Below are 22,160 nucleotides of genomic sequence, written 5' to 3' on the forward strand. Positions count from 1 at the left end.
GGCCCGTGGGGCGGCTGGCACTTCATCGTCTAGGGGCACCGTCGCAAACTGCGGCCCCTGCGGCGGGTTGGCAGGCTGGGACCGCTCGGTCCGAACGCCGCACAATGGCCCAGTTTAACGCACTCGGGCCGGCAAACCGGAATGCCCTGTCTCACGAACCGAAGAGACGACCAGTCTTCATCCAGCCACACCGGACTTGAACGACCTGGCCGGGCCCGCTGGTGTCGCCCGCTGCCACCCCCATCTTCGGGAAGACAGTGAAATCCGACACATACCGAGCTTCGAAGCGATCACGATACGCTGGGTTCCAGCCGGCGCCTGTCCCCGCCCTGCGATAGGGGTACACTGCCGGCCGTGAGCGTCCAGGCATCCCGCCGAACGCACCGCGGCAGTGCGCCGCGAGGCAACGACGAGGGTCGCGCCACCGGGCATGGCCCAGTTCACCCACCTCCGGCATGGCCGGGTGCAATCCAAGACGAGAAACCAAGATGAGCGACAAGGTTGTACATGTCGGCGACGCCGACTTTGATAGCGCAGTGCTGAATTCCAAGGAACCGGTGCTGGTCGATTTCTGGGCCGAATGGTGTGGCCCGTGCAAGATGATCGCCCCGGCGCTGGACGAACTGGCCGATGCCTACCAGGGCCGTGCCAAGATCGCCAAGGTCAACGTCGACCACAACCGTGCGCTGGCCGCCAAGTACCACGTGCGTTCGATCCCGTACCTGGTCGTGTTCAAGGACGGCGAGAAGGTCGGCGAGCAGATCGGTGCGGTGGGCAAGGCCCAGCTGGCCGGCCTGCTGGACAAGGCCCTGGCCTGATCCTGCTGTTCCCCGGCAGCCGCCGACCGCGGCTGCCGGCGGGCGCACCGCGCCCATGATGAATGCTGTTCCCGGCAGCCCTTGCATGGCGCCGCAGGCCGATGATAGTGTCGGCACATCCGGCCGCGTTCGCGTGCCGCACCCTCTGGACGCAGTTTCTTCCAGACCCATTCCCAACGTTCGCCGCCCCAGCCGGGCGCTCGCACCTTCAAGCGAGGAATAACGCTCTTGTCCGATAACACTTCCGAAACCGGCAGCGCTGATGCGCCCGCCGAAAAGCGCGTGCGCAAGCCCCGCGTGAGCAAGGCCGCCGCCCCGGCAGCCGCCGAAACCAGCGCCGCTCCGGCGCAGCCGACCCTGCCGCTGGCCGCCGCGCCCGAGGCACCGGCCCCCGCCTCCGCACCGAGCGCACCCGCCGCCGAGGCTCCTGCCAGCAGTGGCGGTGGCGAAGGCGGTGAGGGTCGCGAATCCGGCCAGCCGCGGCAGCAGAACCACCAGGGGGGTGGCCAGAACCAGGGCCAGAACCCGTACAACCAGAACGGCCAGCAGGGCCAGGGGCAAGGCCAGGGCAACCGCCGTGACCGTTTCCGCAACCGCCGCGACCGTGACCGCAACAACAACCGCTTCCGCGACGACGGCCTGCCCAACGACGGCGGCGAGCAGCAGCCCTTCGTGCCGCGCCCGCATGCGAACGTGCCGGAAGGCTTCCCGGTTTATTCGCTGAGCGACCTCAAGCGCATGCCGGCACAGAAGCTGCTGGAAATCGCCGAGCAGCTGCAGATTTCCGAAGGCGTGGCCCGCGCCCGCAAGCAGGACGTGATCTTCGCCCTGCTGAAGGTGCTGACCCGCCATGGTGACGGCGTCGCCGCCGACGGCGTGCTGGAAATCCTGCCGGACGGCTTCGGCTTCCTGCGCGCGGCCGAAGCCAGCTACCTGGCCGGCCCGGACGATACCTACATCTCGCCCAGCCAGATCCGCCGCTTCAACCTGCGCACCGGCGACCACATCTCTGGCCGCATCCGCTTCCCGAAGGACGGCGAGCGCTACTTCGCGCTGAACATCGTCGACACCATCAACGGCGAGCCGATCGAAGCGTCGAAGAACAAGGTGCTGTTCGAGAACCTGACCGCACTGTTCCCGCGCCGCCGCTTCACCCTGGAGCGTGGCAACGGTTCGTCGGAAGACATCACCGGCCGCATCCTCGACCTGATGGCACCGCAGGGCAAGGGCCAGCGCTCGCTCATCGTGTCCCAGCCGAAGGCGGGCAAGACGATGATGATGCAGCAGGTCGCCACCGCCATCACCACCAACCATCCGGACGTGCACCTGATCGTGCTGCTGATCGACGAGCGCCCGGAAGAAGTGACCGAAATGCAGCGCACCGTGCGCGGCGAGGTCATCAGCTCGACCTTCGACGAGCCGGCCGCGCGCCACGTGCAGGTGGCCGAAATGGTCATCGAGCGTGCCAAGCGCCTGGTCGAGCACAAGAAGGACGTGGTGATCCTGCTGGACTCGATCACCCGCCTGGCCCGCGCCTACAACAACGTGGTGCCGAGCTCGGGCAAGGTGCTGACCGGTGGTGTGGACGCCAACGCCCTGCACCGCCCGAAGCGCTTCTTCGGTGCCGCGCGCAACGTGGAAGAAGGCGGCAGCCTGACCATCATCGCCACCGCGCTGGTCGACACCGGCTCGAAGATGGACGAAGTGATCTACGAAGAGTTCAAGGGCACCGGCAACAGCGAAGTGCACCTGAGCCGTCGTATCGCTGAAAAGCGTGTGTTCCCGGCCATCGACATCAACCGTTCGGGCACCCGCCGCGAAGACCTGCTGATCGAACCGGAACTGCTGCAGAAGATCTGGATCCTGCGCAAGCTGCTGCATCCGATGGATGAAATGGCCGCGATGGAATTCCTGCTCGACAAGATGAAGAACACCAAGTCCAACGACGAGTTCTTCGGTTCGATGAAGCGCTGATCCACGGCATTGCATCGAAAAGAACCTGCCGCTCGCTGCGGCAGGTTTTTTTTTGCCTGCAGGGCGACCCACTTCACTTCACCGCCGCCCGGTTTTGGCGATAATCCGCCCGATGCCCTGCCCGGCCCCGAGGGCCTGGCCACCGATTCCCGCTGTCGCCCCTTCCGGAGAACCGGTCGGGTCCAGCCTCCTGCCGGATCCGTCGACGCATGCGAACGCTGTCTCCCCGCCTCAACCTGGGCAAGCTGATCCTCGCCCTGGCCCTGCTCAGTGCCATCATCGCGCTGGCCAACACCCTGCTGGCCAGCTACCGGGTGCAGCGCGACCAGCTGGTCGGCAATACCTTGGAAGCCAACCGCGTCTACGCCACCAAGCTGGCCGAGACCACCCAGAACTTCCTGCTGGCTGCCCAGCAGGAACTGGCCTACGCCGCCACCCGGCTCGGCCAGGGCAATCTCGATCCGGCGCAGGCCCAGGACGAAGCCAGCCGCCTGCAGCTGCAGACCAACAGCTTCAACTCTTCGCTGGTGGTGGATGCCGACGGCCTGGTGATCGCCACCTCGCCGCAGACCCTGCAGCTGCAGGGCGAAGTGCTGCACAGCGTCGGCAACAACGCCGCACTGGCCGCGCGCCAGCCGATGATCAGCGACCCGTACCAGTCGGCCACCGGCAAGCTGCTGGTTTCGCTGTCACACCCGATCTTCGACCGCCAGGGCCGCTATCGCGGCTACGTCAGCGGCACCCTGTACCTGCGCCAGCGCAGCGCGCTGCACACGCTTCTGGGCAAGCACTACTACCGTGATGGTTCCTACCTGTACGTGGTCGACCGTCATGGTCGCCTGCTGTACCACGCCGATGGCAAACGGGTGGGCGACTACGTGGTCGGCAACCCCGCGGTGAAGGCCGTGGTGCGTGGCGAGCGCGGCGCGCAGCAGGTGCGTAACAACCTGGGCGTGTCGATGCTGGCCGGCTACGCGCCGGTGGCGGCCACCGGCTGGGGCATCATCGCCCAGCGCCCGACCGAGGCCACGCTGCAGCCGCTGTCGCGGTTGATGACCGCAGTGATCTGGAACGCGATTCCGCTGGGCCTGCTGTCGCTGCTGATCACCTGGTGGTTCGCCCGTCGCATCTCGATGCCGCTGTGGCAGCTCGCACGCAACGTGCAGGGTGGCGAAGACACCGGCAACGCGATCAACCACGTCAGCGGCATCCGCGCGTGGTACTTCGAGGTCGCCCAGCTGAAGCAGGCGGTACTGCACAGCTTCAATGCGCTGCAGGACCGCATCGGCACGCTCAACCGCGCCAGCCGCACCGATCCACTGACCGGCCTGCTCAACCGCCGTGGCCTGCAGCAGGCGCTGGATGCCCTGCAGGTACAGGGCATCCCGTTCGCGATCCTGGCACTGGACATCGATCGCTTCAAATCGATCAATGACAACCACGGCCATGATGTCGGCGACGCCGCCATCGTCCATATCGCCGACCAGATGCGCCGCTACTCGCGCGACAGCGACATCCTCTGCCGCGCCGGTGGCGAGGAGTTCCTGCTGCTGTTGCCGGGCATCAGCGCCGAGTCAGCGCGACAGGCTGGCGAGCGTCTTCGCCAGCACATTGCCGACCATCCGTTTGAGCCGGTCGGCACCATCACCGTCTCGCTGGGCGTGGCCCATTTCCCAAGCTTCCACATCGACGCCGAGCAGGCGCTGCGACTGGCCGACAAGGCGCTGTACCTGGCCAAGGAACAGGGCCGCAACCGGGTGGTGGTCTACCCCTACGCCGATTGACGCGGAGCCGGCCTGGCCGGCTCCGCAGTGATCGTCAGCCCTGCTCCAGCGGCGTCAGCAGGCGCAGGCCGCGCTTGGCGCCGTCCACCATGTAGATGCCGCCCTCGGGCAGCAGGTCGCTGCCGGCCTGCTCGATCGCATCTGCCTTCCGCCACGGCACGGCCTGCCGCGGGCCCGGAATGAAGGCACGCCAGCGGCCATAGCGCTCCGCTCCATTGGGATCATCGTTCAGGCCGAAATTCACCGGTATGCGTACCGTCCAGCTGTCGCGGGTGCTGGCTTCGCCGGTAGTCGGTGGCTTGAACGTCCACTTGCGGGCACTGCTGACGGCGGCCCTGGCCAGGATCTCGCGCATCTTGGCAAGGGTGCGCTCGCGTCCGACCACGGTCATGTTCACCTGCTCGGCGACGACATCGGCCACCGTGCCATCACGCGCGATCCTGACCACCAGCAGCACTTCACCCTGCCCACCGCTCCGATAGACCTCTTCCGGATAGCGCGGGGGAGTCATGCGCCCTTGGGTCACCGAATCGGTGGCCTTCTCATCGTACTCGCTGAAATTGACGCTGGTCATGCTGACTTCGTAGCCACCATCGGCCATGGCCTTGCCGCGCAGGCGCACCCGCAATGGCGCACGTGCCGCCACCGCCTTGCCATCGCGCAGGGTGGGTTCGAAGCGCCAGCCACCGATGGTGCCCTCCACGAAGGACGCGATGCTCGGAGACAGCATCGACTTCTGGTCCAGTACCAGTGAACTGACCGCGCCCTCGGGCGTGACCTCGATATGGCCAGAGAGCACCATGCTCATCTCCGCGGTGGCACGCACCGCGCGCGTGGTCTGTGCGCTGGCATCGCCAGCAAGCAGGGGAGCGCCGGCACCGACGGCCAACGCGAGAGCGAGGAACAGGGGGCGACGCATCATTGCCGGATCCTTGGTGATGAGTGCCGAGCGTAGCGCAGTCTTCACATCCGGGACAGTCCGGCCTGGCTACGCCAACCGGTGCGCGCCAGCATAGGGCGGTGTATCCGGATAGTCACCGCGGGCGAAGCGCTCCTGCAGGCCCTGCCACCACGCCGGATCGAACAGATGCCGGTAGTGCTCGCGGACCGCGGCCAGTTCACCCGCCGGCAGGCCCATGAACGGGCCGAAGCGTTCGGGGAACACATCGCGCGACCCCACATGGAACCAGGGTTCGTCAGCCAGTGCTTCCTCCGGTGTGCGCGGCTGTGGCCAGGCGCGGAACACGCAGTCGCTGACCAGGCACAGTTCGTCGTAGTCGTAGAACACGGCCCGGCCGTGCCGCGACACACCGAAGTTCTTCGGCAGCATGTCACCGGGGAAGATGTTGTTGCGTGCCATGTCGGTGATCGCCTGCGCGTAGTCGAGCACCGCTGCACGTACCGCCTCCCCGCCCTGCTCGCGCAGGTACAGGTTCAATGGACGGAAACGGCGCTGCACGTAGCACAGTGCGATCTCCACCTCGTCGCCATCGACGCGCACGCTCTGTGCACACTGCTGCAGCAGTTCGTCCAGCAGTGCAGGAGCGAAGCGGTCGCGTGGGAAGCGCAGGTGGCGATAGGGCTGTGCGTCGAGCAGGCGGCCGACGCGATCGAGGTTGAACACCAGCGCGTACTTTTCTTCCACCTGCTGCCGCGACATCGCCTTGGGCCATGCGAAACGGTCGCGGATCAGCTTGAACACCAGCGGATAGCTGGGCAGGGTGAACACCGCCATCACCATGCCCGGTGTGCCTTCGGCATGCACCAGCCGCTCCTGCGGATGCTCGTTGAAGTGGCGGAAGAAGGTGCGGTAGCGCTCGGTCTTGCCCTGCTTGGCACGGCCCAGCACGGTGTAGATCTCATCGATGGGCTTGCCCGGCAGCAGGCTGCGCAGGAACACTACGGCATCACCTACCGTGGCCAGGTTTGCCTGGAAGTAGCTGCGCGACACGCCGAACAGATGGGCGACGTCGCGGCGCCGGGTCAGTACCGCGTCGGCACGCAGTCCACGCTCATCGTTGACCAGCGCGATCACGCAGGGTGAGAAGCGGTGCTCGCCGAACACGCGGCCGACCAGATAGGCGCGGCGCTCGCGATAGAACACGGTGTCGAGCAGCTCGACGCTGCGCAAGGGTGTATCGCCCCAGTGGGCCAGGTCGTCCTGCAGGCGCACGGCGATGGCCGCCGCGCAGCGCAGCTGGTGCGCATACGGAATGTCGAAGCGATAATCGGCCAACGCGCGCTGCAGGGCCTCCACCGGCCGCGTCGGCGAAACCGCGTAGGTATGCCGCGCGACCGGATGGGTGATCGCATCGGACGGCTCGACATCAAAGGCGATGAACTCCAACGCCGGATCCACGCCGCGGGTGGCGAACATGCGCCGCGACAACGTGTTGTAGAAGGTCTTGTACAACTCGGCGTCGATCAGTCCCAGCAGCAGCGCGCTGTACTGCGCGTGCACCTGCAGCCATAGCGCACGTTCGCCGATCGCCTCGCCGGCAAGGCGGCGCAGTGCATCCATCTGCTCGGCAATGCACAGGTCGTACAGCGCAATGCGCTCGACCGCATCCTGGCGGGCGCCGGCCCAGTCGCGCTGCTCGAAGCGCTGCCGCGCGCGGGCGGTCACGCCTGCGAATCGAGCGTGGTAATCCTCGAAGCCATCGCGGATGGCCACCGCGATGCGCGGTGCCAGCTCGGCAGCACTGTGAGGCTCGGACATGCAGGACTCACCCGGTAGGACCGGCTTCACCATACGCTGGCGTGGGGTGGCTTGTGTAGAGCCGGGCCCATGCCCGGCCCGGTTCACGCAGTCTGTCCGAAGTACAGCCGAGCGTCGGCCCGGCTCTGCCGGGGCAGGCCCATTGCGTCCCACGAAAACGCAACGATTCCTACAGACCCCGGTCCACCGCGTTGCCTACCCTTCCAGGCTCACAACGGCACGAGGTGACGCATGCAGCAAATGACCCTGATCCCTCGCATGGAGGAAGGCACTGTAATCCCGCAGCGGGTGCGAGACGGCTACATCAGCGCCACCGCGCTGTGCCAGTCCGTGAACAAGCGCTGGTCCGACTACCGGGCACTGAAATCGACGGAGGAGTTCCTGCAGGAGCTCACCCTCCAGACCGGACTGGCCGAGAACGAACTCATCCACGTGGTCTCCGGCGGAATCCCGACCATGCAGGGCACCTGGATCCATCCCTATCTGGCCATCAACCTGGGCCAGTGGCTGTCCCGCAAGTTCGCGGTGAAGGTGGCGCAGTGGGTGGTGGAATGGCAGCAGGGTCGCGCCAACGCGGTGATGCCCGCGCATATCGAGCGCTACATGCAGAACCGGGCCAGAGTGCCGTACACCCACTTCTCGATGCTCAACGAGCTGACGTTGAATCTGATCGCGCCGCTGGAGCAGGCCGGATACACCCTGCCGCAGGCGCTGGTACCGGACATTTCCGAAGGGCGCCTGTTCTGCAAGTGGCTGAGGGACCAACGGGGTGTCGACACCGATGCACTGCCGACGTATGACCACACCTACCCGGATGGGCGCACGGTGCCGGCCAAGCTGTACCCCAACGAGTTCTACGAGGACTTCCGCCGCCACTTCAATGAAGTATGGCTCCCGGAGAAAGCACCGGCGTACTTTGCAGCGCGCGACAGCAAGGCGCTTTCGTTCGTGGCCGCGCTGCTGCTTCCGGCGAAGTGACTGCGGCTGAAAGCAGCCGAGCATGGCTCGGCTCTACAGATGCGAAGCGCAGCCGAGCATGGCTCGGCTCTACAGATGCGAAGCGCAGCCGAGCATGGCTCGGCTCTACAGATGCGAAGCGCAGCCGAGCATGACGTTTCGCTCTCCTGTGGAGCCGAGCCCATGCTCGGCTCCACAGAAGCCGGCGCTTCAGATCGCCAGATCGGCCTCCACGTCCTGCACCTTGCGCCGGGCCAGGGCCAGGTTGGACTTGGTACGGTCGAGCACGATGTAGAAGAACAGCCCCTTCTTCTTCGCCACCGGGCGCATGATGTGGTACGCCTTGCCCAGCGAGATCAGGATGTCCTCGATGCTGTCGTTGAGATTCAGCGATGCGGCGGTCTTCATCTTGGCGCGGATTACTTCAGTGTTGCCGGCGGCGGCCACTTCCATGTCCATGCCGGCACCGGCCTCGCCCAGCAACATGCCGCTTTCGTAGTCGACCAGCGCCACTGCCTGCGCGCCGTCGATGCCCATCAGTGCGTTCAACGATTCATTCAATCCAGCCACGTCGCACCCCTTGTCGATGTTGGTTCGAGCCCCTCGTTCCCCTGCGGCCGGGCTCACGATCCGCCGAGTTCAGCCAGGATCGCCTGGCCACATTCCCTGCTCTGCCACAGCACCTGGCCGATCACGCTGCGCTGGTCGCAGGCCGCCATCAGCAGCAGCGGTGCACGCCCTTCGGCCTGGATCGCCAGCATCAGTACCTTTCCGCCCGCGGCCTCCAGCATCAGTGTCTGCAGATCGCCCAGCACCAGTTCGCGCCCCACCGCTGCGGCCAGCGCCAGCATCGCGCTGGTCATCGCTGCCAGGCGTTCACCACGCCCTTCGGCACCGGCACTGACCAGGGCGAAGCCATCGACACTGGCCAGCACCACCGTGCGTACGCCTTCCACCCGCTGCCGCAGGTCCTGCAGCAGCGGCTGCAGGCGCTCACGCTGGCCGGCATCGGGCAGTACCGCCACCTGCCCGTCAGCCATGCGCGGCCACCAGTGCGTGCGCTTCCATCTCGCCCATCAATACATCCATCAGCAGCAATCCCTGTTCGCGGTCGCGGGCATCCACTGCCAGCAAGGGCAGCGGTTGATCATCGAGGCTGGTGCGTGCGGCCCAGTCGTCCAGCGCGGCATGCGGTGCCTGGTCGAGATGGGTGACGGCCACCACCAGCGCCAATGACGATGCGAACGGCCGCAGCACCTGCAGGTAATCCTCCAGTTCGGCAACCACGCTCGCGCGCCGCGCATCCAGCAGCAGCACGGCGCCGCGGGCGCCCTGCAGCAGGATCGGCCAGAGGAAATCGAAACGCTGCTGGCCCGGCGTGCCGTACAGGCGCAGGCGCTCGCCATTGGGCAGGTCGATATCGGCATAGTCCAGGGCGACGGTGGTGGACGCCTTGTCGGCACCGACGCGGTCACTGTTGGCCACATCGGTATCGATCACCGCCCCGGCCGCGATGCTGCGCACCAGGGTCGACTTGCCACTGCCCATGCCACCGAGCACCACCACCTTGTGCTCACGCATTGCGCTCGCTCCCGCGCAGGTGCCGCCACAGGCGGGCGAGCAGGCCATTGTCGGTCGCGCCGGCCGCACGCGCCGCTACCGGTGCCGCGGCGGATGCCTGCAGCTGCGCGTAGCCGCACAGGTAGGCGGCATGGATGAAGTCGCGCACGGCAGCGGCTGGCAGCTCGAGCAGCATCGCGCACTCGTCCACCGTGCACGCGCGCTTGAGCAGCAGCGAGCACAGCCGGAAGCCATCGTGGTCATGGCCCAGCACACGGAAGTCGGGCCAGCGCAGCAGCTTCACCGAAGCACCACGCAAGCGCTCGTCCAGCGCCTGCCAATGGCGGCTGCGCTGTGCCCACTGCCACAGGAGGGGCCGCAGCGGCTGCCGCGGCCGATCAGCGGCCAGGGCCTGCAGGCGCGCCGGCGTGAGCGCATCCAGCTGCAGGCGTTCGAAGGCATCGGCCAGGCGTTCGACCAGCGCAGCGGCAGGCTCCTGCAGCAGCACCGCCTGGTCGTGCTCCAGGTCCATCAGCAGTACCGGCTCGCCGGCATCGCAGAGCAGGGCTTGGCCCTGGCGCAACGGCAGCCGCTCGCGCAGGAGGCGGGTGATGGCGTGTGCACCATCGGCCAGGCGGATCGGTGCGGGTGCGTGCATGGCCAGGGGCTCCACTGCCAACTGCATCCCGCGCAGCGCGCGGCCGATGGCTCCGTCATCAAGTACGTCCTGGTGGCCATCGCCGTCGCGCAGCTGGCCCCCCAGATCCTCGATCCAGCACTGCAGTCGCGGTCGTTGCTGGCGCATGCGCAGGGCTGCATTGCGCAGCGCCGGCGTATCCCGGATGACCAGCAGGTCGCAGTCGTCCAGGTCCTGGCTGCGACGGATCTGGCCATCAGGCAGGGCCGAGGCCAGGCGCAGGCGCTGCAGCAGTGCCTGTTCGCCCTGGATGTCGGTTCCCACTACCAGCACGCGTGCCATCGGTGTTCCCCGTGCGACCACCTCCCCGGTGGTCTCGCGTCGCCAAGGCTAGGGCATCGCTGGAGGCAACCGTCGTGATCGATTGCTCAGATTGAAGGCGGCTGCAGAACCGTGCCGATCCATTCTACGACCGCCATCGTGGGCAAGTTTCATGCCCTCTTGACGGCATTACGCCGGTTGACGGATTTCACGGTTCTGGTCGCTGGGGGATGGGGTCGGAGCCCTCTGCGGGCAGAGGGATCCGACCCCCAAAGCAGATTGGGGTCAGATCCCTTTTGCGCGCAGAAGGGATCTGACCCCGGAGGCAAAAAGAAACCCGCGCCGAGGCGCGGGTTCCGGTGTCACGACCAAGCGGCGATGTATCAGCCGCGCAGCTGCTCCAGCGCGGCGTTGAAGGTCGCGCTCGGGCGCATCCCCTTGCCGGCCTTGGCCACGTCCGGGCGGTAGTAGCCGCCGATGTCCACGGCCTTGCCCTGCACAGCGATCAGCTCTTCAACAATCTTCTGCTCGTTGTCGGTCAGCGCCTTGGCCAGCGGTGCGAAGCGTGCCTTCAGCGCAGCATCTTCGTCCTGCGCGGCCAGCGCCTGGGCCCAGTACAGCGCGATGTAGAAGTGGCTGCCACGGTTGTCGATGCCACCCAGCTTGCGCGACGGCGACTTGTCGTTGTCCAGGAACTGGCCGTTGGCTTCGTCCAGCGCCTTGGCCAGCACGCGGGCGGCGGCATTGTCGTAGCGGTTGCCCAGGTGTTCCAGCGACGCGGCCAGGGCCAGGAACTCACCCAGCGAATCCCAGCGCAGGTAGTCCTCTTCAACGAACTGCTGCACATGCTTCGGGGCCGAACCACCGGCACCGGTCTCGAACAGGCCGCCACCGGCCATCAGCGGCACGATCGACAGCATCTTGGCGCTGGTGCCCAGTTCCATGATCGGGAACAGGTCGGTCAGGTAGTCGCGCAGCACGTTGCCGGTCACCGAAATGGTGTCCTCACCCTTGCGGATGCGGTCCAGCGAGAACGCGGTCGCTTCCACCGGCGGCAGGATGCGGATGTCCAGGCCGTTGGTGTCGTGGTCCTTCAGGTACTGCTCGACCTTGGCGATGACCTGTGCGTCGTGGGCACGGGCGGCATCCAGCCAGAACACGGCCGGGGTGCTGCTAAGGCGGGCGCGTTCGACGGCCAGCTTCACCCAGTCCTGGATCGGCGCGTCCTTGGTCTGGCACATGCGCCAGATGTCACCGGCTTCCACGGCGTGTTCGAACACCACGTTGCCGGCATCGTCGGTGACCTTGACCACGCCGTCGGCGGCGATCTGAAAGGTCTTGTCGTGCGAACCGTATTCTTCGGCCTTCTGCGCCATCAGGCCGACGTTCGGCACCGAGCCCATGGTGGCCGGGTCGAAGGCGCCGTGCGCCTTGCAGTCGTCGATGACGGCCTGGTACACGCCAGCGTAGCAGCGGTCCGGAATGACCGCCTTGGTGTCCTGCAGCTTGCCTTCGGCGTTCCACATCTTGCCGGAGTCGCGGATCATCGCCGGCATCGAGGCGTCGACGATCACGTCGCTCGGCACGTGCAGGTTGGTGATGCCCTTGTCCGAATTGACCATGGCCACGCCCGGACGCTGTGCGTACTCGGCGGCCAGGTCGGCTTCGATCGCGGCGCGGGTGGCTTCCGGCAGCGACGACAGGCGCGCGGCCAGGTCACCGATGCCGTTGTTGGCGTCGAAACCGGCCTGCTTGAGCACGTCGGCGTGCTTGGCCAGCACGTCCTTGTAGAACTCGTTGACCGCCACGCCGAACATGATCGGGTCGGAGACCTTCATCATGGTCGCCTTCAGGTGCAGCGAGAACAGCACGCCCTGGGCCTTGGCATCGGCGATCTGCTCACCGATGAACGCGGCCAGTGCCTTGCGGCTCATCACCGCGGCATCGACGATCTCGCCGGCCTTGACCGCGGTCTTTTCCTTCAGCACGACGGTGCTGCCGTCCTTGCCGTGGAAGGTGATCTTCAGCGAACCGGCATTGGCCAGGGTGGCCGACTTCTCGCTGCCGTAGAAATCGCCGGCAGCCATGTGCGCGACATGCGACTTCGAATCCGACGCCCAGGCGCCCATGCGATGCGGGTGCTTGCGCGCGTAGTTCTTCACCGACAGCGGTGCGCGGCGGTCGGAGTTGCCTTCACGCAGCACCGGGTTCACTGCACTGCCCTTGACCTTGTCGTAGCGCGCCTTGTAGTCGCGCTGCTGGTCGTCAGCCGGGGTTTCCGGGTAATCCGGCAGCGGGTAACCCTGGTCCTGCAGTTCCTTGATGGCCGCCTTCAGCTGCGGCACCGAAGCGGAGATGTTCGGCAGCTTGATGATGTTGGCGTCCGGGGTGGTCGCCAGCTGGCCCAGCTCGGCCAGGTCGTCGCTGACCTTCTGTGCATCGGACAGCAGTTCCGGGAACTGCGACAGGATGCGGCCGGACAGCGAGATGTCACGGGTTTCCACCACGATGCCGGCAGTGGCGGTGTAGGCGTCGACGATCGGCAGCAGCGACTGGGTGGCCAGGAACGGGGCTTCGTCGGTCAGCGTATAGAGGATCTTGGACATGGGGGACTTGGACTCTGTAGCAATGCTCAGGGGAAGGCCGGCGCCAGCGCCGGGCCACGTGCAACCGTGTCGCTTTCCCCCGTCGCCGTCAGGGTGGGCGCGCGGCGGGGAAACCCCTGCATTGTCGCGTTTTCAGCCGCGCGGGGCAAAGCCGCGCCATACGCGGCGGTACTGCACGGCGGCAACGGTGTGATCCATCCACGCGTGGATGAAACCCAGCCCCAGCATCGGTAGATCCACGCCATGCGTGGATGAAGCCAACCGTCGCCCAATAAAAAAGGACGCAGCCTCGCGGCTGCGTCCATCGTGAGTCCTGCCGGGAGAGAGTCGGCAGGACTTACTTGACCTCGAACTCCTGCGGCGTTCCGGCCGCCTTGCCATCGACCATGACCTCGGCGCGGTACTTGCCGGCCGGCCAGCCCTTTGCATTCTTGAACGTGACGTTGGTGGTCTCCGCGCCGCTGGCATTCAGGGTCGCGGTCTGTTCGCCGGCCACCTGGCCGTCCTGGAAGGTCAGCTTGGCGCCGACATTGACGTTGTTGGCAGCGCCATCGGTCTTGACCGAGACGATGACGTCATCCTTCGGCGAGAACAGTGCAGCTGGGGCGACCGACTTGTCGGCGGCAGCGGTCTTGCCCACGGTGACTGTGGAAACGCTGACCGCAGCAGCTTCCGCCATCGGCGGCGGTGCACCGGTCATCGGCGCCGGCGCTGCCGGCTCGGCTGGAGCCGTGGCAGCCGGAGCGGCGTTGGTGTCGGTCGACTCTTCCTTCTTCTTGCAACCGACCAGGGCGACACTGCCCAGCAGGGCGGCGATCAGGGCGGTCTGGAGCGGGGTGGTCTTGATCATTCGGGGTTCCTCCCAGGGATTGTCGGACGGCGTTCGAACGCCGGCTTACTTCGGCGGCAGCTTCAGGGTCTGGCCCGGGAAAATCTTGTCCGGGTCGTCAAGCACATCTCGGTTGGCTTCGAAGATCTTCTTCCAGGCGTTGGCGTCGCCCAGATGCTGCTTGGCGATCTTCGACAGCGAGTCGCCCTTCTGCACGGTGTAGGTGCCGCCGCCGACGATCTCGGCGGTGCTGTCCACCGAAGCGCTGACGCCGGAGAAGTCCGCCTTCGGCACCTGCTCGGCGGTACTGTCGACGCTGGCGCTGACGCCGGAGAAATCGGCTTTCTTCTCGGTACTCATCCACAACTCCCGTCTGCATGACTACGTGGCTCGCACGTTGCCATGGCGGTTGTTAAACGGGGATGGTGCAGATGTGAAGCCGCCCCGGGGGGCGGCTGAACAATCGAGGCGGAAGGTGGCCGCTGCGCTCGCCGGGCGTGGCCCGGCGCTACCCGTAACCGCCTGCGGCGGCGGTTACTGGCGCAGTTCGCGGTAGGTCGCTGCCGGGGCGACGATGCCGGGGCTGGCGCGCCACGGGTTGATGTCCAGGCCGCCACGGCGGGTGTAGCGGGCTTCCACTTCCAGCCATTGCGGCTGGCAGCGCGCGGACACCTCGCTGAAGATCCGCTCAACGCACTGCTCGTGGAACTCGGCGTGTTCGCGGTAGCTGACCAGATAGCGCAGCAGGCCGGCACGGTCGATCCTCGGCCCGCGGTAACGCAGGCTGACCGTGGCCCAGTCCGGCTGGCCGGTGACCGGGCAGTTGGACTTCAGAAGCGCCGAGACCAGGGTCTCTTCCACCACTTCACCGGCATCGGCCGAGAGGAAGTCGGCCTGCGGCGGGCCGTAGCAGTCGATCTCCAGTTCCAGCCCGTCGATGGATTCACCGAGTGGCGTCTCGCGCAGGCCCGGCAGGCCGAACTCGACCTGGACCGGCGCACCGGCGCAATCCGACAGATCCGCCACGATGCGCGCACGCAGTGCCTCGGCGCTGTCGATGCGGGTGCTGTTGAGGGAATTGAGGTACAGCTTGAACGACTTCGATTCGATCAGCCGTGGCGAGGTGCACGGCACCTGCACGGTGGCCACGGCCACCTGCGGCTTGCCGCGCGGGTCGAGCCAGCTCAGCTCGAAGGCATGCCAGCGGTCGTGGCCGACGAACGGCAGCGCGGCGTCATCGAGACCGATCTCGGCGCGGGCGCCGCTGCGGGGGATGGGAAACAGCAGGCCGGGATCGTACTGCGACGGGTAACTGACCTCGCGACCGAGGCTGGAATCCTGTGGGGTGTTCATGGTGGGCATTGTATCGCGCGGAGGGCGGGCCTTCGGCCGGGCCGGCCAACGGCGGAGCCCCTCCGTGGTGGTTGTGTTGCCGGATGCCGGGGTTGGCCGGGAGGGTGGCTTGGCTGGGGGACGCCGTGAATCCGTCCATGGAGGCTCGGTCGCCGCATCCATGCGGCTCACGCCCCCAGCCAACCCACCCTCCCGGCCACGGACAATTTCCCGCGCCACCACGGGAAAGATCAGAAAATCAAAATCAAAATCAAAAGCCGATCCTTCAGACGTTCACGACGTCCGCCGTGTCGACCAAGGTCGACACCCACCAAAGCAGGATGTCGTTCCGGCAGCCCGCGGGAAACTGTCGAAGGCGGGGTGGGTCCGGTTGAGGGGGTGTCCGCGGCATGGATGCCGCGGCCAAGCCCCCAAGGACGGGTTTACGGCGTCCCCCTCAACCGGACCCACCCCGCCATCCCACGGAATGCCCGCTTTTGACGTTGACGTTGATTTAGGCGGGTGCAGGGCTGCAAGCCCTGCCGGCCCCCCTCACCCCGCAGGAGTGCCGGCACCGTGCAGGTAATCCAGGCTCACCTGCAGCAACGCCCGCAGTCCCACATCCAGTGCCTTCTCATCCAGCAGGAACTTCGGCGAATGGTTCGCCGGCGCCGTCGCCGGGTCGATGCCCACGCTGGTCGAACCCACGAAGAAGAACATGCCCGGCACTTCCTTCGCGTACAGCGAGAAATCCTCCGCGCCCATCTGCAGCGGCGGCTCGTACACATTGTCCTTGCCCACCACCGCCTGCAGGCTCGGCAGCATCTTCGCGGTCAGCGCCGGGTCGTTCACCGTGGCCGGGTTGCCTTCCGACTCGTAGATGTCGGTTACCGCCTTGGCACCGTGCGCGGCGGCCGTGTGCTCGGCCACGTTGCGCAGGTCAGCGAAGATCTGCTGGCGCATACCCTCGTCGAAGGTACGAATGGTGCCGACCATTTCCACTTCATCGGGAATGATGTTGTAGCGGATGCCACCGTTGATCGCGCCGAAGGTCAGCACCGCCGGCTGCTTGGACAGGTTGGCGCGGCGGCTGACGATGGTCTGCGCGGTGCCGACCAGATCGGCGGTGGCCACGATCGGGTCAACGCCGTTCCACGGCGCCGACCCGTGCGTCTGGCGACCGATCACCTTGATCCCGAAGCGGTCCGAGGCGGCCATCAGCGGGCCACCGCGCACCGCGATCTGCCCGGCCTGGACACTGGAGAACACGTGCAGCCCGAACACCGCCTCCGGCTTGAAGTCGGCGAACAGGCCTTCCTTCAGCATCAGTGCGGCACCGCCCTCTTCCGGCGGCGGCGCGCCTTCCTCGGCCGGCTGGAAGATGAGCATCACCTGGCCCGGCAGGTCCTTCTTCATCGACACAAGCGCTTCGGCCACGCCCAGCAAGGTGGCGGTGTGTGCGTCATGGCCGCAGGCATGCATCACGCCTACGGTCTGGCCGCGGTACTGGTCGGTGGCCTTGGAGGCGAACGGCAAGCCCGTCTGCTCGGTCACCGGCAGCGCGTCCATGTCCGCACGCAGGGCGATCTTCGGGCCGGGCCTGCCGCCCTCGATGATCGCCACCACGCCGTGGTGGGCAATGCCGGTCTTCGGCTTCAGGCCCATCGCACGCAGGCGCTTGGCGACCTCGGCCGAGGTGCGCGCCTCGCGGTTGGACAACTCCGGATGCTGATGGAAGTCCCGGCGCCATTCGACCACCTTGGCCTGCAGCCGCTGCGCAGCGGCAGTCACTTCCGGGCGCTGCCCGTCCTGGGCGTGAGCAAGGGCCGGCAGGGCCAGCAGCAGGGCGGACAGCAGCAGCGAACGGCGCATCGCAATCTCCACAGCAAGAAGGTTCCAGCTGAATGTAGGGCAACACCGGCGCCACGGGAACCTCCCGCGGGGGATCCGGTCTTAGCGCCCGTCCCATCCGTCATGCAGGAAACGTGATGTGGCACAGGTATGCTTTGCGCATTGCCGCCGGCGTCCCGCCCGGTCCAGCCCTCTCGGAGTCCTCGTAATGTCACGTGTTTGGAAGATCGTGCTGCTGGTCGTGGCGGTTCTGGTGCTGGCCGTGGTTGGCCTGCGCGTCATCGGCGGGGGCAAGGACAAGGCTGGAAAGCCAGCGGCGGGCGCGCGCCAGGGTGGCGAAGACCCGGATGCCGGCCCGGTGCCGGTCACCGTGGTCGAGGCCACGCGCCAGGACGTACCGGTGTATGCCAGCGCGCTGGGCACGGTTACGGCAATGAACACCGTCACCGTCAGCCCGCAGGTCGGTGGCCAGTTGATGAGCCTGAACTTCCGCGAAGGCCAGGAAGTGAAGAAGGGCGACGTGCTGGCAGTGATCGATCCACGCACCGCCCAGGCCAGCTACGACCAGGCGGCGGCGGCCAAGCGCCAGAACGAGGCGCTGCTGGCCACCGCGCGCTCCAACTACCAGCGCTCGAATGCGCCGGAGTATCGCCAGTTCGTCGCCAAGACCGATCTGGATACACAACGAAACCAAGTGGCACAGTACGAGAGCGCAGTCGCGGCGAACGAGGCCAGCATGCGCTCGGCGCAGGTGCAGCTGCAGTACACCAAGGTCACCGCACCGATCACCGGCATCGCCGGCATCCGCGCAGTCGACGCCGGCAACGTGGTCAATGCCGGTACCGCCCTGGTCACGCTGACCCAGGTCCACCCGATCCATGTGCTGTTCAACCTGCCCGAACGCCAGCTCGGCGACGTGCGCCAGGCGCAGGCCGCCGGTGCGGTGCCGGTGGCAGCGCTGGACCGGGCCGATTCGCACGTGCTGTCCGGTGACGGCAAGCTGGACGTGGTCGACAACCTGATCAGTGCCGACAGCGGCACGTTCAAGGCGCGCGCGCTGTTCGACAACACCGACAACGGCCTGTGGCCGGGCCAGTTCGTCAACGTGCGCATGCAGCTGCGCACCATCGGCGGTGGCGTGGTCATTCCGACCCAGGCCGTGCTGCGTGGGCCGGACGGCGAGTACGTCTACGTCGTGCAGGGCGACAACACGGTGAAGATGCAGACCGTGCGCAGTGGCGTGGAAGTGGGCGACAGCCAGGTGCAGATTGCCGAAGGCCTGAAGGGCGGCGAGCGGGTGGTCAGCGAAGGCCAGTTCCGCCTGAAGCCGGGCAGCAAGGTCACCGCGCTGAAGCCGGGCGAAACCCCGGCCGCACCGACCGAGGCCGAGCTGAAAGCGGCCGAGCAGAAGAACGGTGGCGGCGGTGGCCGTCGCGGTGGTGGTCCGCGCTGAGCGCAGGCCACGGTTCTCCCTCGCGCCGGCGGACCTGCCGGCGCCGACATTGAAGTGCCAGCAAGGATCAGTCCGTGGGCTTTTCGACGATCTTCATCCGCCGCCCGATCGCTACCTCGCTGTTGATGGCGGGCCTGTTGCTGCTGGGCATCCTCGGTTACCGCAAGCTGCCGGTGTCGGCGCTGCCGGAAATCGATGCGCCCAGCCTGGTGGTCACCACCCAGTACCCCGGCGCCAACGCCACCACCATGGCCTCGCTGGTCACCACGCCACTGGAGCGCCAGTTCGGACAGATCTCCGGGCTGGAACTGATGACGTCGGACTCGTCGGCCGGGTTGTCGACGATCATCCTGCAGTTCTCGATGGACCGCGACATCGACATCGCCGCGCAGGACGTGCAGGCGGCGATCCGCCAGGCCACCCTGCCCTCGTCGCTGCCCTACCAGCCGGTCTACAACCGGGTGAATCCGGCCGACGCGGCCATCGTCACCCTGAAGCTGACCTCCGACACGCGCCCGCTGCGTGACGTCAACAATTACGCCGACTCGATCCTGGCCCAGCGCCTGTCGCAGGTGCAGGGCGTGGGCCTGGTCTCGATTGCCGGCAACGTACGCCCGGCCGTGCGCATCCAGGTCAATCCGGCGCAGCTGTCGAACATGGGCCTGACCCTGGAGCAGCTGCGCAGCGCGCTCACCCAGGCCAACGTCAATGCGCCGAAGGGCTCGTTGAACGGCAAGACCCAGTCCTACAGCATCGGCACCAACGACCAGCTGGCCAGCGCTGCCGAGTACCGCGACACCATCATCAGCTACAAGAACGGCCGCCCGGTGCGGTTGTCCGACGTGGCCGAGGTGGTCGATGGCGTGGAGAACGACCAGCTGGCGGCCTGGGCCGATGGCAAGCCGGCGGTGCTGCTGGAAGTGCGTCGCCAGCCGGGCGCCAACATCGTGCAGACCGTCGAGCGCATCCGCGCGATCCTGCCGCAGCTGCAGGGCGTGCTGCCGGCCGACGTGCACCTGGAGATCTTCAACGACCGCACCGAGACCATCCGCGCCTCGGTGCATGAAGTGCAGTTCACCCTGATCCTTACCATCGGCCTGGTGGTGGCGGTGATCTTCGTGTTCCTGCGCCGGCTGTGGGCCACGATCATTCCCTCGGTGGCGGTGCCGCTGTCGCTGGCCGGCACCTTCGCGGTGATGGCTTTTGCCGGCATGTCGCTGGACAACCTCTCGCTGATGGCGCTGGTGGTGGCCACAGGCTTCGTGGTCGACGATGCGATCGTGATGATCGAGAACATCGTGCGTTACATCGAGCAGGGCAAGAGTGGCAAGGAAGCGGCCGAGATCGGCGCACGCCAGATCGGCTTCACCGTGCTGTCGCTGACCGTCTCGCTGGTCGCCGTGTTCCTGCCGCTGCTGCTGATGCCCGGCGTCACCGGCCGCCTGTTCCACGAATTCGCCTGGGTGCTGAGCATCGCGGTGGTGCTGTCGATGCTGATCTCGCTGACGCTCACCCCGATGATGTGCGCCTACCTGCTCAAGCCCGACGCCCTGCCCGAGGGCGAGGACGCGCACGAACGCGCAGCGGCGGCCGGCAAGCAGAACCTGTGGACGCGCACTGTGGGCCTGTACGAGCACAGCCTGGACTGGGTGCTGGGCCACCAGCGCCTGACCCTGGCCGTGGCGGGCGGTGCGCTGGTGCTGACCGTGCTGCTGTACGTGCTGATTCCCAAGGGGCTGCTGCCCGAACAGGACACCGGCCTGATCACCGGCGTGGTGCAGGCCGACCAGAACATCGCCTTCCCACAGATGGAACAGCGCACCAAGCAGGTGGCCGAAGCGCTGCGCCAGGACCCGGACGTGACCGGCGTATCGGCCTTCATCGGCGCGGGCAGCATGAACCCCACGCTCAACCAGGGCCAGCTGTCGATCGTGCTGAAGGAGCGCAGCCAGCGCGATGGCCTGGAGGAGATCCTGCCGCGCCTGCAGAAGGCAGTGGCCGGCATTCCGGGCGTGGCCCTGTACCTCAAGCCGGTGCAGGACGTGACCCTGGATACCCGCGTGGCCGCCACCGAGTACCAGTACTCGCTGTCGGACGTGGACAGCGCCGAAGTGGCCAAGCAGGCCACGCGCCTGACCGAGGCGCTGCGCAAGCGCCCGGAGCTTGCCGACGTCGACAACAACCTGTCCAACCAGGGCCGTGCGCTTGAGCTGAACATCGACCGCGACAAGGCAAGCGTGCTGGGCGTGCCGATGCAGACCATCGATGACACGCTCTACGATGCGTTTGGACAGCGCCAGATCTCGACCATCTTCACCGAGCTCAACCAGTACCGCGTGGTGCTGGAAGTGGCACCGGAGTTCCGCACCAGTACCGCACTGATGGAACAGCTGGCCGTCGCCTCCAACGGCGCCGGCGCGCTGACCGGTACCAACGCCACCAGCTTCGGCCAGGTCACCTCGTCCAACTCGTCCACCGCCACCGGCATCGGCGCGCAGAACACCGGCATCACCGTCGGTGCCGGCAACATCATCCCGCTGTCGGCGCTGGCCGAAGGCAAGGTGAGCAGCGCGCCGCTGGTTGTCAGCCACCAGCAGCAGCTGCCGGCGGTGACGGTCTCGTTCAACGTGGCGCCGGGGTATTCGCTGTCCGAAGCGGTGCGTGCAATCCAGGAGACCAAGGACAGCCTGGACATGCCGACCCACCTGCATGCCGAGTTCATCGGCAAGGCCGCCGAATTCACCGGCAGCCAGACCGATGTGGTGTGGCTGCTGCTGGCCTCGCTGGTGGTGATCTACATCGTGCTGGGCGTGCTCTACGAGAGCTACATCCACCCGATCACGATCATCTCCACGCTGCCACCGGCCGGTGTCGGCGCGCTGCTGGCGCTGATGCTGTGCGGGCTGAGCCTGTCGGTGGACGGCATCGTCGGCATCGTGCTGCTGATCGGCATCGTCAAGAAGAACGGCATCATGATGGTGGACTTCGCCATCGAGGCGCGACGCGCCGGAGCCAACGCGCACGAGGCGATCCGCCGTGCCTGCCTGCTGCGCTTTCGCCCGATCATGATGACCACCGCTGCGGCCATGCTCGGTGCGCTGCCGCTGGCGCTGGGCACCGGCATCGGCTCGGAACTGCGCCGCCCGCTCGGCATCGCCATCGTCGGCGGCCTGCTGCTGTCCCAGCTGGTCACGCTGTACACCACGCCGGTGATCTACCTGTACATGGAGCGCTTCTCCGAATGGCTTGCCCGCCGCCGCGAACAGCGCGCGCTGCGCAACGGTTCGCTGCAGGAGCCGCAGGCATGATCCTCGCCCCG

Annotated in this window: 17 protein-coding genes; 6 read left to right on the top strand and 11 right to left on the bottom strand. The window is 66.8% G+C overall.

Features of this window, described 5'->3' with window-relative positions; genetic code table 11:
• Window positions 1-488 precede the first annotated feature (488 nt).
• The 3 genes from trxA to V3B41_RS08310 all read left to right on the top strand — a co-directional run bounded on the left by trxA (window position 489) and on the right by V3B41_RS08310 (window position 4,576).
• A complete protein-coding gene (gene trxA / locus V3B41_RS08300) occupies window positions 489-818 on the top strand; it encodes a thioredoxin (RefSeq protein WP_005411275.1) in 330 nt (109 codons plus the stop codon).
• A 228-nt stretch (window positions 819-1,046) separates the two neighbouring features.
• On the top strand, window positions 1,047-2,792 hold the full coding sequence (gene rho / locus V3B41_RS08305; protein WP_049428995.1) for a transcription termination factor Rho: 1,746 nt from the start codon (window positions 1,047-1,049) through the stop codon (window positions 2,790-2,792).
• A 209-nt stretch (window positions 2,793-3,001) separates the two neighbouring features.
• The gene (locus V3B41_RS08310; RefSeq protein WP_049428996.1) at window positions 3,002-4,576 is read left to right on the top strand and encodes a sensor domain-containing diguanylate cyclase; all 1,575 of its coding nucleotides are present in this window, start codon (window positions 3,002-3,004) and stop codon (window positions 4,574-4,576) included.
• A 34-nt stretch (window positions 4,577-4,610) separates the two neighbouring features.
• Here V3B41_RS08310 and V3B41_RS08315 read toward each other — a convergent pair whose 3' ends face one another.
• Window positions 4,611-5,498 (bottom strand): energy transducer TonB, encoded by an 888-nt coding sequence (locus V3B41_RS08315; protein ID WP_295549283.1) that lies wholly within the window; start codon window positions 5,496-5,498, stop codon window positions 4,611-4,613.
• A gap of 66 nt (window positions 5,499-5,564) precedes the next feature.
• Window positions 5,565-7,295, bottom strand: coding sequence for a bifunctional isocitrate dehydrogenase kinase/phosphatase (gene aceK / locus V3B41_RS08320; protein WP_329860656.1), 1,731 nt, complete (start codon window positions 7,293-7,295; stop codon window positions 5,565-5,567).
• 240 nt (window positions 7,296-7,535) lie between these two features.
• On the opposite strand from aceK, the gene V3B41_RS08325 reads away from it, so the two are divergent.
• Window positions 7,536-8,273 (top strand): KilA-N domain-containing protein, encoded by a 738-nt coding sequence (locus V3B41_RS08325; protein ID WP_295549288.1) that lies wholly within the window; start codon window positions 7,536-7,538, stop codon window positions 8,271-8,273.
• Window positions 8,274-8,462: 189 nt separating this feature from the next.
• On the opposite strand, the gene V3B41_RS08330 is transcribed toward V3B41_RS08325, so the two are convergent.
• From V3B41_RS08330 to V3B41_RS08370, 9 genes are all read right to left on the bottom strand, one after another.
• Window positions 8,463-8,822, bottom strand: coding sequence for a hypothetical protein (locus tag V3B41_RS08330; RefSeq protein WP_049424080.1), 360 nt, complete (start codon window positions 8,820-8,822; stop codon window positions 8,463-8,465).
• A 53-nt stretch (window positions 8,823-8,875) separates the two neighbouring features.
• Complete coding sequence (locus V3B41_RS08335; RefSeq protein ID WP_049429000.1) at window positions 8,876-9,292, bottom strand: roadblock/LC7 domain-containing protein; 417 nt, start codon at window positions 9,290-9,292, stop codon at window positions 8,876-8,878.
• On the bottom strand, window positions 9,285-9,833 hold the full coding sequence (locus V3B41_RS08340) for an ATP/GTP-binding protein (RefSeq protein ID WP_329860660.1): 549 nt from the start codon (window positions 9,831-9,833) through the stop codon (window positions 9,285-9,287). Before V3B41_RS08340 ends, V3B41_RS08335 begins: the two co-directional genes overlap by 8 nt.
• Window positions 9,826-10,791, bottom strand: coding sequence for a hypothetical protein (locus V3B41_RS08345; RefSeq protein ID WP_106551114.1), 966 nt, complete (start codon window positions 10,789-10,791; stop codon window positions 9,826-9,828). Before V3B41_RS08345 ends, V3B41_RS08340 begins: the two co-directional genes overlap by 8 nt.
• A 362-nt stretch (window positions 10,792-11,153) precedes the next feature.
• Window positions 11,154-13,376: an NADP-dependent isocitrate dehydrogenase gene (locus V3B41_RS08350; protein WP_329860662.1), complete on the bottom strand. Its 2,223-nt coding sequence runs from the start codon at window positions 13,374-13,376 to the stop codon at window positions 11,154-11,156.
• Window positions 13,377-13,713: 337 nt separating this feature from the next.
• Complete coding sequence (locus V3B41_RS08355; protein WP_099555121.1) at window positions 13,714-14,226, bottom strand: hypothetical protein; 513 nt, start codon at window positions 14,224-14,226, stop codon at window positions 13,714-13,716.
• A 45-nt stretch (window positions 14,227-14,271) separates the two neighbouring features.
• Entirely contained in the window at window positions 14,272-14,565 is a 294-nt protein-coding gene (locus V3B41_RS08360; RefSeq protein ID WP_294996602.1) for a LysM peptidoglycan-binding domain-containing protein, read from the bottom strand.
• A 174-nt stretch (window positions 14,566-14,739) separates the two neighbouring features.
• The gene (queF, locus tag V3B41_RS08365) at window positions 14,740-15,558 is read right to left on the bottom strand and encodes an NADPH-dependent 7-cyano-7-deazaguanine reductase QueF (RefSeq protein WP_049429005.1); all 819 of its coding nucleotides are present in this window, start codon (window positions 15,556-15,558) and stop codon (window positions 14,740-14,742) included.
• 531 nt (window positions 15,559-16,089) lie between these two features.
• On the bottom strand, window positions 16,090-17,409 hold the full coding sequence (locus V3B41_RS08370) for a M20 family metallopeptidase (RefSeq protein WP_049427338.1): 1,320 nt from the start codon (window positions 17,407-17,409) through the stop codon (window positions 16,090-16,092).
• A 187-nt stretch (window positions 17,410-17,596) separates the two neighbouring features.
• On the opposite strand from V3B41_RS08370, the gene V3B41_RS08375 reads away from it, so the two are divergent.
• Both V3B41_RS08375 and V3B41_RS08380 read left to right on the top strand, forming a co-directional pair.
• Window positions 17,597-18,841 carry an efflux RND transporter periplasmic adaptor subunit gene (locus V3B41_RS08375; RefSeq protein ID WP_049427327.1) on the top strand — a complete coding sequence of 415 codons (1,245 nt, stop codon included), beginning with the start codon at window positions 17,597-17,599 and terminating at the stop codon, window positions 18,839-18,841.
• Between the two features lie 74 nt (window positions 18,842-18,915).
• Complete coding sequence (locus V3B41_RS08380; RefSeq protein ID WP_197633757.1) at window positions 18,916-22,149, top strand: efflux RND transporter permease subunit; 3,234 nt, start codon at window positions 18,916-18,918, stop codon at window positions 22,147-22,149.
• The last annotated feature ends 11 nt before the right edge of the window (window positions 22,150-22,160 follow it).

Source organism: Stenotrophomonas sp. SMYL89 (assembly GCF_036319985.1).
GTDB lineage: Bacteria > Pseudomonadota > Gammaproteobacteria > Xanthomonadales > Xanthomonadaceae > Stenotrophomonas > Stenotrophomonas maltophilia_Q.